This is a genomic window from Brasilonema octagenarum UFV-OR1, from assembly GCF_963888615.1.
In the GTDB taxonomy this organism is placed as follows: domain Bacteria; phylum Cyanobacteriota; class Cyanobacteriia; order Cyanobacteriales; family Nostocaceae; genus Brasilonema; species Brasilonema sennae.
The window spans coordinates 1-13,421 of record NZ_CAWPKW010000161.1 but is presented as its reverse complement, the minus strand read 5'-3'; the positions used below and the strand labels follow the sequence as shown (position 1 = coordinate 13,421).

Here is a 13,421-nt window from a genome sequence, read left to right as displayed (position 1 = left end):
CAACTCTATTAGACTTGAGTGACATTTTCCTGATTTAATTGCTGCTCGACACTACTGATCGCAGCGTTTAGACCAGCGAGTCTAGTGTCTAGATCATCTCGCATAGTTTTGAGGAATTTCAGCTTACGCTCTAAGCGAGTTTTGCGAGACACGGGTTCGCTACCGTAGCAGTTGTTGTCCCAAAAAGGAAAAGGAAACGGAAACATAGTTTGCTTTTATAGAAACGACCTTATTTAAATTGTCGCTAAATCCTAAGCGAGATAACGGATAAGAGAGTGGGGGATAACCGACTATCGTGAGTGGGGGTTGAGCTTCCAGTAGAGTTGGATTAGTTATGTAGCCATATTATTAACAGTTTGTCTACTGTTAATAATACGCGAATTTTGTTAATTCAAGTACAAAAAAAGCTCTTTTAGCACTTATTTTTCTGGCTTTACTCAGGTGAACTATTTGATTTCATTCTTTAGATAGAAGCTTTATGAAACCGAGGCATTATAAAAAGTTATTGTACTTCGTGCGGTGAAGAGCTTATTGCTCTGTACTGGCAAGGAAAAACTACCAAACTTGAAAGCGTAAATCAGTTGCTAGTACTAACAGCTTGTATTCTTTTATCAAAGACTTCGATTTGATTTCGCCAATGTGTTGTCGGTATTCCAGACTCAAATTCTCAAAGGAAGAACAAAATCTAAGAAAATTATAAAACTTAAGTTTTTTTTATAAAATGTGATAATTTGAGAATATAGGTCAAAATACGGTGATCATTCGATAGCTATCAACCCTGCGAGACATTAGGATCTTTCTGCAAAAAGTAGAAGTCTAACATATGTCAGCCAATTTTGCTGAAAAGTGAGCTAATTGAATTAAAGTTCCTTACTAAAGTATGCTCAAAACCTTTTAAGACGGAGGGTTCTTTATTTTTTCTAGTTTTTTAGCCTCCAGTCTTCTTGTCCATTGGGCACTTTGCTTATGGATAGTGGTGTAGTTCTTGGGTGTACTGAGGTAAATACTGTCTTGCGAATAGTCTCCCATTTTTTTTGGGGGATATTGTCAACATTGTAGGTCAAAAATAATGAGTACCATCCAAGCAAAGTTTGAAGCTACTGAAACTGCTTTTCATGTAGAGGCTTACGAAAAAATTGAGTACAGCCTCATCTATGTTGATGGGGTTTTTGCAATCGAAAATCCACAACTGGCAGAAACCTATAAAAAATTTGGACGCTGCTTGGTTGTTGTAGATGCTAATGTTAATAAGCATTGCGGCAGTCAAATCGAGCAGTATTTCAAATATTACGACATTGACCTGACGGTTTTTCCGATCACGATTACTGAGCCAAACAAGACTATTGAGTCTTTTGAGAAGGTCATTGATGCGTTGGCCGAATTCAAGCTGGTTCGCAAGGAACCAGTGTTAGTAGTTGGTGGTGGACTGATTACAGATGTTGCAGGTTTTGCCTGTTCTGCTTACCAGCGCAGTAGCAACTACATTCGCATTCCTACCACTCTCATTGGTTTGATTGATGCGAGTGTTGCTATCAAAGTAGCAGTGAACCACAAGAAGCTGAAAAATCGCCTTGGTGCTTATCACGCTTCGCAAAAGGTTTTCCTGGATTTCTCGTTTTTGGGTACTTTGCCAACAGCGCAAGTCCGCAATGGAATGTCAGAACTTGTGAAAATTGCAGTGGTTAACAACAAAGAGGTTTTTGATTTGTTGGATAAGCATGGGGAAGAACTGCTTTCCACACACTTTGGCAACATTAACGCAACACCAGAAATCAAAGAAGTGGCGCATCGGGTCACTTACGAGTCTATTAAAAGTATGCTCGAGTTGGAGGTTCCTAACCTACACGAGTTAGACCTAGACCGTGTTATTGCTTTTGGTCATACTTGGAGTCCGACTCTAGAACTTGCACCTCGTGTGCCTATTTTCCACGGTCATGCAGTCAATATTGACATGGCTTTTTCTGTCACCCTTGCAGCACGACGAGGCTATATTACCAAAGAAGATCGCGATCGCATTCTCAGTCTGATGAGCCGTATCGGTCTTGCTCTGGATCATCCCCTCTTAGACGAAGAGCTTGCATGGCGTGGAAGCGAATCCATCACCTGCACACGAGGCGGTCTGCTACGAGCCGCTATGCCTAGACCAATTGGCGATTGCTTCTTTGTCAATGATTTAACTCGTGAGGAACTGGCTGCAGCGTTATCAGAGCATAAGCATCTGTGCGAAAGCTACCCTCGTGGTGGCGATGGCGTAGAACTCTACCCAGATGCTTACAACCCAGAACTTGTTGGGAGTGAAGCCTAATGTCGCAAGTTGTCGAAAAGCCAACCGCTAGACCTGTTACACCATTGGGGATTTTAGCTAAGCAGCTAGAAACCATTTTGCAGACACTTGATAAGATGTCTGCTGATGAGCTACAAGCTAACCTCAATCAAGCATGGCTTTTGGCAGCAGGTTTAGATCCCTATTTAGAAGAATGTACCACCCGTGAATCACCAGCCTTAGCAGCGCTAGCTCAAAAAACGGCTCAGGAAGCTTGGAATCAAAGGTTCCACGAGGGAGCGACAGTACGAGAACTAGAACAGGAAATGCTTTCTGGACATGTGGAAGGGCAAACGCTCAAGATGTTTACCCACATGATCAAAGCTAAGAAAGTGTTGGAAGTTGGTATGTTCACTGGCTATTCTGCATTGGCGATCGCAGAAGCTTTACCGTCTGATGGAGAACTGGTCGCTTGTGAAGTTGACCCTTACACCGCAGAGTTCGCGCAAGCTGCTTTCCGGGAGTCTCCCCACGGTGGAAAAATTCGCGTCGAAGTGGGTCCAGCACTCTCAACTTTGCAGAAACTGGCAGATGCAGGGCAGTCATTTGATTTTGTGTTTATTGACGCAGATAAACGCGAGTATGTCAAGTACTTCCAAACCTTGTTGGAGACAGATTTGCTCGTTCCTGGAGGGTTTATCTGTGTAGACAACACTCTACTTCAAGGGCAAGTCTATCTTCCAGAAGAAAATCGCACTCCCAACGGTGAGGCTATTGCTCAGTTTAACCAGGTTGTCGCCGCCGATTCGCGTGTGGAACAGGTATTGTTGCCACTGCGAGATGGCTTGACGATTATTCGACGCTTACCGTAATTGTCATCCATTGAGCCTGCACTCTTGTTGTGTACACAGAACTCAGAATTGCAAATCACGAAAACCGCACTTATACTGTTCCCTTTTTGTTAGTTCTTAGCTGTAGTGAGTTCTGAGTTCTGAGTTCTTCAATGACTCTGGTTTCTTACCTCCTTCTCTTATAGCCATGATAGGTGAAGGAGGAAATTTAAAATTTATATATTATTATTTTGTTCGCGCAGCCTCGTGCCCGTAGGGCATATTTGTGATATTCGCGAATGCGTGAATGATTTATAAATGTAGAGTTATGGCTACTTAGCAGACAATTTCATACAGTTGAATTTGTACTCTTGCAATTTTTCTCAATTGCGAAACTATGAATTATAAATCACGATTTATGAGGCACGATCTCTTCCCTTATAATCTAATACAGAAGCAACATCATCAAGTTCTTTTGTGGCACAAGTAAAAGCTTTATTCCAGAACCTTGCGACCTTGACAATACTTTTTTTAGTGTTGCCCATTAACGCTGCTATAGTTCTGGCATCTCTATTTTGGAATCGCTTAAGGCGTCTTGTTCGTCCTCAGACAGTTGTCGCTGCAAACCGCAAAAATATCTTGATTAGCGGTGCCAAAATGACGAAGGCGTTACAGCTTGCCCGTTGTTTTCACGCTGCGGGACATAGAGTTATTTTAATAGAAACCCACAAATACTGGTTATCGGGACATCGGTTTTCTGATGCAGTTTCTCGCTTTTATACAACTCCTATCCCACAGTATGACCCAGAAGCTTATATCCAAGCTTTACTAGACATTGTTAAGAAAGAAAACATTGATGTCTATGTTCCTGTCACGAGTCCAGTTGCGAGTTACTATGAGTCTTTAGCAAAGCCTGCGCTCTCACACTACTGCGAAGTTTTTCACTTTGACGCTGATGTCACCCAAATGCAGGATGATAAGTTTGCTTTCAGTGAAAAAGCAAGAGCGTTTGGCTTATCGGTTCCCAAGTCCTTCAAAATCACCAACCCTGAACAAGTTCTGAATTTTGATTTTTCTGGGGAAACTCGCAAATATATTCTCAAAAGCATTCCTTACGACTCAGTATGGCGCTTAGATTTAACTAAGCTACCTTGCGATACCCCTGAGGAAACAGCAGCATTTGTCAGGAGTTTGCCAATCAGTCCAGAAAAACCCTGGATTATGCAAGAGTTTATTCCTGGCAAGGAATTTTGCACTCACAGCACAGTCAAAAATGGAGAATTACGGTTGCACTGCTGTGCAGAATCTTCAGCTTTTCAAGTCAATTACGAAAATGTAGAAAACCCGAAAATTCTAGAATGGGTAAGGCATTTTGTTGGAAAACTGGGAATTACTGGACAAGTTTCCTTTGATTTTATCCAAGCTCAAGACGGGACAGTTTACGCTATTGAATATAATCCCCGAGCGCATTCGGCAATTACAATGTTTTACAACCACCCACAAGTGGCAGATGCTTATTTGAGTGAAGAACCCTTCACTCAACCTCTCCAACCACTGCCAAACAGTAAGCCGACATACTGGACATATCACGAACTATGGCGACTGACTGGTATTCGTTCCTTTGCCCAATTGCGAACTTGGATACGCAATTTTTTAAGAGGTACTGATGCCGTTTACAAACTGGATGATCCACTGCCGTTTCTGATGCTACACCACTGGCAAATTCCCTTGCTTTTGTTCAAAAATCTGCGGCAACTCAAAGGTTGGACAAAGATTGATTTTAATATTGGTAAACTTGTGGAATTAGGTGGCGATTGAATTAAGGCAAGAAAGTTGTTAATGTAACAGCTGTTAATTATACAAGATTCCATAAGTGAGATTTTAAGAGGTTTTTTTCTCTGTTAAGAGCTTTAAGAAGAATCCTTACAAACGGTCTAATCCGAAATTCGGTCATCAAGTGCTACTCCTGAAAATGAAATAGCCTTAGATTGTTTCACTTGTCACTAATTATGGTATGTATATTCTTTAGAGGTTTTTCTGAAGGTAACTTAAATACAAGCGTGTTTTAACAAAAAACTTTGTTCATATAATTGATCAGCGCAATACATCAAAAACTTGTCACTATTGTAGTCAGAGGCAAGATACGTCACTTGACAAATGTACTTGTTTCTGTAGGGTTGGCATTGTTATCGACTGGGATGTTAATGATATCTAGTCGTAATATCTTACTGCGGTTCATGGCGCGGCTCGTACCACACAAACTAGTTTCAGTTTGCAGTGTGTTTGGAGTTATCCAAGAAATCAACACGTTTATACATGTTTATAAAAGCAGGTGAGTCAGAGAATTTTAGCTTGGTAATTTTGGACTGGACTAAATAAAAAATAATTGGCGTCTACTATTTTACACGGAGAAATAGAACTTGTTAGGAACTACTTCAGCATCCAAGAAGCTTGCTCAAATGGTCTATGGTTACTGGCAAAGCCAGTGCCTTTATATAGCAACAAACTTAGGTATACCTAACCTCTTACAGTCGGAATCAATGACTGTAGAAGCAATAGCAAAAGCAACCTCTACGAAAGTAGAAACTCTTTATGTTCTTCTCCGTGCTTTAGCTCATTTAGGGGTGTTCGTAGAAAAGCCCGGACGTGTATTTGCAGCAACAGAACTCTCCCAACTACTGATTACAAATGCAGGACCTTCTGTTGGACATTTCCTGATGCATATTACAGAACCCTGTATGTGGGATGCTTGGAGGGAATTAGGAGACTCATTGAAAACAGGGGAAGTCGCTTTTGAGAGGGCACATGGCAAGAAATTCTACGAATTCTTCATGACGGAAAACCCCGATAGCAGAAATCTGTTCAATAATGCCATGAGCTTTTTAACGAATCAAGCAATTGATTCGTTGTTTGAGGTGTATGATTTCGGTCAATTTGATACAGTTATGGACGTTGGAGGCAATCAAGGCGCACTGATTGCCTATATTGTCAAAAAATTTGGCTGTAAAGGTATATTGTTTGATTTACCGCATGAGGTTGAGACAGCACCAGATTACCTATCAAAGCAGGGACTCGACGAAAATCAAGTGAAAGTCATTGGTGGTAATGCCTTGGAGGAGATACCAAAGGGTGCAGATGCGATCGTGATGAAGTATTTTCTTTCCGTATTCAGTTCGCAAGACACAATCAAAGTACTAACTGGGTGTAAAAAAGCTCTCCCAAAAGAAGGTAAAGTTATACTTCTACAGACACTTGTTCCACCTCGTGGTGCGCCAGTAGAATATCCAGACGGCACTATCCCAGCCCTTGCCGCAGTTCAGATGATGGTGACAAATCCTGGAGGTTACTGGCGCACGGAACAAGAATATAAGGAGTTGTTTGAAACAAGTGGCTTTCAACTTGAAAAAGTCATTTACACGGGAACTAGCCTGACGGTGATGGAATTTAGTACGCTGTCTTGAGCCTCGGGCAAATACAAACAAAGTTTTACATCCACCGCAAAAATTATGGATATGTCTTTTGGCTTGCTACAAGACATATCCTGGCATGATTTGAATTTTGTGCGATGCTTTATGATAACAATTCTCTCAAATCACTTTATACCTAGTTAAGTATTTATATTTATATATTTTTTGTGAACGTAGTTTTTTGACATAACAGCTACATGTGAGGATAATTAGTATACATGTATTACTTGAGTTGACTAAGGAAGGCAACAAAGTAGTCAGAAAGATAAGTACACCTAGTCATGTTATTGGAAAATATTGATGCTCAAAGCTAAACTGAAATTCCCATACGAACAGTTATTAGCAACACCAACTACCGCAGCAGTTGCTTCATTGGTAGTCAGCTTAGTAGCCTTATCTTTCTCACCAATTCTGATCCGCTTGAGTGAAAGCGAACTCGGTCCAAATGCTACAATCTTTAATCGCTTTTGGATCTCTACTGTCGCCTTTGTGCTGTGGAATGGATTCGCAGCCGCGCGGCGGCGACTATCTAATGGCCAACCAGAAAAACTACAACTTTACCCAATCCGGCTAGTTTTGCTCTTACTTGCTGGTGGGATTGTAATTTTTGCTACTCTTGCTCTGTGGGCTTTGTCACTAACTCAGACCAACGTCGCTAACGCTACGCTCATGCACTATTTGGCTCCACTGTTCACCGTCTTAGGAGGACGGCTGATTTTTGGGAAGCGCTTTGATGGTAAATTTCTTATCGGTATGTTTGTAGCTATTGTCGGTGCTGGTATTATAGTATACAATGATATCTCGTTGACGAGTGACAAACTCCAAGGAGATCTAATGGCATTACTATCAGCTGTGTTTCTTGGTTTTTATCCACTCATCGTCGAACAACTACGAAGTCAATTGAGTACGACAATAATCATGACGTGGTGTTCTGCGATCGGCTCGGTGTTACTTTTGCCTATCGCTCTACTCACTGAAGATAGGCTTTTCCCCTATTCGTTGGGTGGGTGGCTTTACGCGATTTTGCTAGCCCTCATATGCCAAATACTAGGCTTGGGACTTTATGCCTATAGCCTCAACAAGTTATCTTCAGGATTTGTCTCCTTATGCGATCTGTTTGTTCCCGTCTTTAGCTCCCTAGAAGCTTGGGTTATCTTTTCGGAAGGCCTCAACTGGTCTACATTGATAAGTTTTGTTGTGATTGTTTCAGGGGTATATCTAACTTCATCTAGCGAATTTGCTATCAAAGAAGAGGTAGAATCAGCTATGTAGAGAGATTGCAGAATGGGGGAAGAGAAAGGTTATTGGTCGATAGTTAAGTATATCATTTTTTCACTCTATGAATACTATCTATAATCTCCCAATTTCAATTTCTTCAGATATGAGATTACGGTTTTTGCAGGATGATGAGAAAACTGTTGCCAGTACTGAAAAAGAACTACCTCTAGTTATTGAGCCAGTCAAAGAAAAATCCTTTGCAGTTCTCAAAGCATTGCTCAAGGAAAGTGCGCAGTGGTTCAATAAACAACTAGATACATACGGAGCGATTTTGTTTCGGGGATTTGAGGTTGAGGGTGCAGAGCAATTTCAAAAAGCCCTAGAGCTATTGAATATCGAACTGGAGTCAGTTTATCATTTTGGCAGCGCTCATCGTGTACGAATAACTGAGAAAGTCTTCACCTCTTCTGAAGCTCCACCAGATGTGATTATAGCTCCTCACAATGAACTCAATATGGTGCCGGTGCGACCAGGCGTACTTGCTTTCTTTTGTCAAGTTCAGCCCGACTTGTATGGGGAGACTCCCATCATCAATACAGAAAAGCTATTTTATGACTTATCTCCCAGCTTACAGCACAAAATTGGAAACTTTCCTCAGCAGTTTGTGCGATATGTTCCCAACCATCTATTAGAAATGGTCTTCGAGGATCTCTCGCCAGAGGAGATTACCAAACTTCTCCAGGAACAAGGATTTGATTTTAACTGGGAAGAGGATGGCTCTATTTCTTTTGAATGTTCTTATATTCCCTTATTCAGTCACCCAAGAACGAGTAGACTCTGCTTTGGCCTTAGTATTGTTGATTGTTTAGTTAGTAGAGAATGGTATCGAAATATTGGGCAACGGTATTCATTTAAACAAAGGCTCTATTACAACTTGCTGCCAGCCAAATTGTACAAAAATATTCAACAAAGAGCAACAACAACAGCAACTGTTGTTGATGGTTCCCAAAAACGAACCAGTACCTTGAACGCATATTTTTTGAACAAAGATGGTCAAAGCACCAATATGACGGAAGCAGAAGCGAAAGAGTTGGGGCAAGCTGAATGGAAAAATGCAGTCATATTTCAGTGGAAGCAAGGCGATATTCTCGTAATCGATAACCTACAAGTTGCTCATAGTAGACTCAATACTAAACTGAAGCGAAAAATACTGACTGCTTTTGGGAATATGTGCAACATTCGCGATATGAAACCAGCTTTATTAACGACTTTTTCAAATATATAAACATAATAAAGAATCGTTGGATTTGCAGCTACCCATGAATCAATCATTGAATATGAAAGCCTCATTTCCTCTTTCGGAAGTTCAGCATAAAATTTGGTTTAGCCATCATTTCATGCCAGAAGAGCTAAACGATAAAGTTTGTTTTGCTTTCAAAATTAATTCACCTGTCAGTATTTCTGATCTCAAAAAAACATTTCAAGCAATAATTGACCGTCACGATATCTTGCGCACGACTTATCATGAGTCGGAAAAGAAAAATTTTCAAGAAATACATGATAACGTTGAAGCTAATTTAGAGGAGATAGACGCTTCAAGTTGGGATTTTCATGAGTTAACTAACTCTTTACTACAGTCCGCTAAACATCCATTTAATTTAGAGAAAGCTCCGATGATTCGGCTAAGCTTGTTTAGTCGTTCTGCTACGGAGCATATTCTTTTGCTAATCGTTCATAGTTTGGCAAGTGATTGGGCTTCTTTATTACTACTGGTAGATGATTTTCTGCAACTCTATTTATCAAAAAATAATTTTTTAGATTCAAACAAGAATATTAAGACTTTAGAGTCTTCACAATATTTCTATAAAGAATATGTAAAAAAACAAGTTAATCTACTAGAAAGTTCCGAAGGAAAAAGACTTAAAGATTATTGGGAAAAACAGTTTTCTGGAGAATTACCTTTACTAGAGTTACCGACTAGATTACCTCAAGAGCCTCTAAAAAATAACAATGGAGCATTCTATAGTTTTGTCATAAACAACAGACTAACTGGATTACTAAAAAAACTGGCAAATGATGAAAATGTCAGCCAAGAAAACCTTCTTTTGACAGCATTTAAAATTCTGCTTTACCGTTATACAAGTGAAAAAGATGTTCTTGTTGGTTTGGTAGTAAATCAGCAAGATAGACCAGAATTTGAAAGAGTTGTTGGCAACTTTACTAACGTAGTTATTTCACGGGATTTGATTTGGGAAAGTCTTTCATTTAAGAAGTTTCTCCATCAACTCAGTCATACTGTTTCAGAAATAAAGGAATATCAAGATTATCCGTTTGCTTTATTGGTAAGACAACTACAGTCAAAGTCTAATTCAAGTCATTCACCTATTTGTCAAGCTTCATTTACTTACCGGAATGTAGAAACTCTAGAAAATATATCAAAGTTATTCGAGGGCGTAGCTAAGAAACAGCCGACAAATTGTGGCGATCTAGAACTAGAATACTGGGAACTACCCCAGCAAAAAGTAGAATTTGATTTAAGCTTGGAAGTGATTCAGCTTTCGGAATCTAGCTTAGGCTACTTTAAGTACAACAGCAATCTGTTAGATGAAGCGACGATCGCTCATCTAAGCGAACATTTCCAGAATTTATTAGAAAGTATTGTATCAAATCCAGAACAGCCAGTAGCTCAGTTACCATTGCTGAGTCAGAAGGAACAACAGAAAATACTGGTTGAGTGGAATGCGACTGGGACTGATTATGACTTGAGTGTATGTCTCCACCAATTAATAGAAGCACAGGTAGAGCGAAATAGTGATGCGATTGCAGTCTCTTTTCTAGAAGAACAGCTTACCTATGGTGAACTCAACAGAAAAGCAAATCAACTCGCGCACTACTTACAAACACTGGGAGTTAAACCAGAGGTTTTAGTAGGTATCTGCGTTGAGCGTTCTTTAGAGATGCTGGTGGGACTTTTGGGTATCTTGAAAGCTGGTGCAGCTTACTTACCTTTAGACCCAGGTTTTCCACAAGAACGCTTAGAATTAATCTTATCTGATTCTCAGGTGCCAGTGTTGCTGACTGATAATCAAAAATTATTTGCTGATGATGAACATAGGAAAGTCATCTGTTTACGTACAGAGAAGGAAAAGATTGCGAGTCATAGCAAAGATAATCCTACACCATGTGCAACTGCTAAAAATCTGGCTTATGTTATCTATACTTCAGGCTCAACTGGTAAGCCTAAGGGAGTAGAAATTCCTCACGGTGCTGTGGTCAATTTCTTAAAATCTATGCAGCATGAACCTGGAATTGCAGAGTCAGATGTCCTTTTGGCAGTGACTACAATATCATTTGATATTGCCGCCCTGGAGCTGTATCTGCCTTTAATTACGGGTGCTAAGTTGGTATTAGCAAGTCGAGAAGTCGCTAGCGATGGCAGGCGACTCACAGAACTAATTCATACTTCTGGTGCTACGATTATGCAAGCCACGCCAGCGAGTTGGCGGATGTTGCTTGCGGCTGGATGGACTAGTTCTCCTCAATTGAAAATTCTCTGCGGTGGCGAAGGCTTAACTAGTGACTTGGCAAAGCATTTATTAGAAAAAGGTGATACTGTATGGAATTTGTATGGACCGACTGAAACGACTATTTGGTCAACTGTCTGTCAAGTAGAAGCTACGAAACTATCTCATGCTTTAGTCTCCATCGGTCGTCCGATCGCCAACACACAAACTTACATATTGGATTCCCATCTTCAACCAGTTCCCATCGGAGTTTTGGGCGAATTGTATATAGGTGGTGCTGGGGTTGCACGCGGTTACTTCAATCGTCCTGAACTCACTGCTGAACGCTTTATTGCTAATCCTTTCTCGCAAGGTTCCTGTTTTTACAGGACAGGAGATTTAGCTCGTTACCTGGATGATGGCAATATTGAATACGTTAGTCGAATAGACAATCAAGTAAAAATTCGAGGTTTTCGGATCGAACTTGGGGATATAGAAAACGCTTTATCTGCTCATCCACAAGTGCGAGAAACAGTTGTCATTACCCGTAGTGATCAACCAGGAGAAAAACAAATAGTAGCTTATATTACTACTAAACAGGAAGAACCAACTCCAGACACCCTGCGCGATTTCCTCAAACAGAAGTTACAAGATTACATGGTGCCAATAGCTTTTGTAATCTTAGAAGCATTACCCTTAACTCCTAGTGGAAAAGTCAACCGTCGCGCTTTGCCAAAGCCAACACTTTCTAGCTTCAGCCAACACAATGAATTTGTCGCACCGCGCAATGATACCGAAGGGAAACTGGCAAAAATCTGGTCAGAAATTTTAAACATTCAGCCAATAGGTGTTAAAGATAACTTCTTTGAAATCGGTGGAAATTCTCTTTCAGCAATCTACTTAATAGCTTCAATTGGGCAGCACTTTGGTAAGGAATTACCCTTATCAGCAGTCCTCACCAATCCCACCATTGAAAAGTTTGCAAATCTTCTTGATACCAGTTCCAATACTTTTGAAAACTCCCTCCTAGTTCCCATCCAGCCAAAAGGTAACAAGCCAGCCTTTTTCTGCGTACATCCTGCAGGTGGTCATGTTATGTGTTACTTCAAATTGGCGCATTCTCTCAGTGACGAGCAACCGTTTTATGGCTTGCAAGCGCAAGGGTTTCATGGGGAAGAAGAACCACTCACACGAGTCGAGGATATGGCAAGCTTGTATATCCAAGCAATTAGGAAGTTTCAGCCCAATGGTCCTTATTCTATTGGTGGTTGGTCATTTGGGGGAGTTGTAGCGTATGAAATGGCACAACAATTACACAAACAGGGACAGGAAGTCTCTTTAGTAATACTTGATTCTTATGTTCCAATTCTCTTGGATAAAAACAAGAAAATTGACGCCCCCTATTTGGTTGGTGTTCTTTCCAGATATTTTGGCGGAATAGCAGGGCAAGATAATCTGGTAACACCTGATGAAATTAAGCACTTGAGTATTAACGAACAAATCAACTATATCCTTGACAAGGCAATAGAAGTTAAGATATTACCGCCATCAAATCAAAGCCAACAAAACCGACGCATTCTTGATGTATTAGTAGGAACGCTAAAAGCAACTTATTCTTATCTGCCACAGCCATATCCAGGAAAAGTCACTGTCTTGAGAGCCAAAGAAAAGCATATCATGGCTTCCGACCCAACTCTCGTATGGGTGGAATTATTCTCTATCATGGATGCAAAAGATATAAAAATCATTGATGTTTCTGGTAATCACTACACATGTATTTTGGAACCTCATTTACAAGTCTTAGCAGAACGCTTGAAATCATCTCTGGCAGAATTTTAGTCAGAAGGTAGTTTTTGATTGGGGCTGGGCACAATCAAAAAAACTAAGAATTCAGTCCCCAGAATGGACTGCGCCCTTGCACTCTTTCCTGAAGGCTTTGATCTTTATGAAAGATGGTAGTGAGAGCATCTTACTTCCTACTTTATTACTGAAGCGGGCTGTCCGATTTGCACTACAAAAGAAAATATAGAATTCCTATTTGATTTTTGAACGGAATTCAGTACAGTTTATGTTAAGCGTTCGGGTGTTCCCTGTTCCCTGTTCCCTGTTCCCTGTTCCCTGTTCCCTGTTCCCTGTTCCC

Annotated in this window: 9 protein-coding genes and 1 pseudogene; 8 read left to right on the top strand and 2 right to left on the bottom strand. The window is 40.5% G+C overall.

Translation table 11 applies throughout. From position 1 onward, the window contains the following. Positions 1-8: 8 nt before the first annotated feature. On the bottom strand, positions 9-206 hold the full coding sequence (locus AC5590_RS10930; RefSeq protein WP_169263872.1) for a hypothetical protein: 198 nt from the start codon (positions 204-206) through the stop codon (positions 9-11). Between the two features lie 863 nt (positions 207-1,069). On the opposite strand from AC5590_RS10930, the gene AC5590_RS10925 reads away from it, so the two are divergent. The 4 genes and pseudogenes from AC5590_RS10925 to AC5590_RS10910 form a co-directional block, all read left to right on the top strand. Then, the gene (locus tag AC5590_RS10925; RefSeq protein ID WP_169263871.1) at positions 1,070-2,305 is read left to right on the top strand and encodes a sedoheptulose 7-phosphate cyclase; all 1,236 of its coding nucleotides are present in this window, start codon (positions 1,070-1,072) and stop codon (positions 2,303-2,305) included. Continuing rightward, a complete protein-coding gene (locus AC5590_RS10920) occupies positions 2,305-3,135 on the top strand; it encodes an O-methyltransferase (RefSeq protein ID WP_169263870.1) in 831 nt (276 codons plus the stop codon). The genes AC5590_RS10925 and AC5590_RS10920 overlap by 1 nt, the downstream gene beginning before the upstream one ends. 435 nt (positions 3,136-3,570) lie before the next feature. Continuing rightward, a complete protein-coding gene (locus tag AC5590_RS10915) occupies positions 3,571-4,911 on the top strand; it encodes an ATP-grasp domain-containing protein (protein ID WP_169263869.1) in 1,341 nt (446 codons plus the stop codon). 268 nt (positions 4,912-5,179) lie between these two features. Beyond that, positions 5,180-5,239: pseudogene (locus AC5590_RS10910) on the top strand (hypothetical protein); the annotation flags it as partial. On the opposite strand, the gene AC5590_RS10905 reads toward AC5590_RS10910, so the two are convergent. Further along, positions 5,240-5,401, bottom strand: coding sequence for a hypothetical protein (locus AC5590_RS10905; protein ID WP_211178328.1), 162 nt, complete (start codon positions 5,399-5,401; stop codon positions 5,240-5,242). Positions 5,402-5,513: 112 nt separating this feature from the next. Here AC5590_RS10905 and AC5590_RS10900 point away from each other — a divergent pair, with 112 nt between their 5' ends. The 4 genes from AC5590_RS10900 (at position 5,514) to AC5590_RS10885 (ending at position 13,120) form a co-directional block, all read left to right on the top strand. Further along, on the top strand, positions 5,514-6,554 hold the full coding sequence (locus tag AC5590_RS10900; protein ID WP_248277174.1) for a methyltransferase: 1,041 nt from the start codon (positions 5,514-5,516) through the stop codon (positions 6,552-6,554). 306 nt (positions 6,555-6,860) lie between these two features. Next, positions 6,861-7,832, top strand: a complete 972-nt coding sequence (locus AC5590_RS10895; RefSeq protein ID WP_169263868.1) for a DMT family transporter — start codon at positions 6,861-6,863, stop codon at positions 7,830-7,832. A 109-nt stretch (positions 7,833-7,941) separates the two neighbouring features. Further along, on the top strand, positions 7,942-9,063 hold the full coding sequence (locus tag AC5590_RS10890) for a TauD/TfdA family dioxygenase (protein WP_248277173.1): 1,122 nt from the start codon (positions 7,942-7,944) through the stop codon (positions 9,061-9,063). A gap of 34 nt (positions 9,064-9,097) precedes the next feature. Continuing rightward, complete coding sequence (locus tag AC5590_RS10885) at positions 9,098-13,120, top strand: non-ribosomal peptide synthetase (protein WP_169263867.1); 4,023 nt, start codon at positions 9,098-9,100, stop codon at positions 13,118-13,120. Positions 13,121-13,421: the final 301 nt, after the last annotated feature.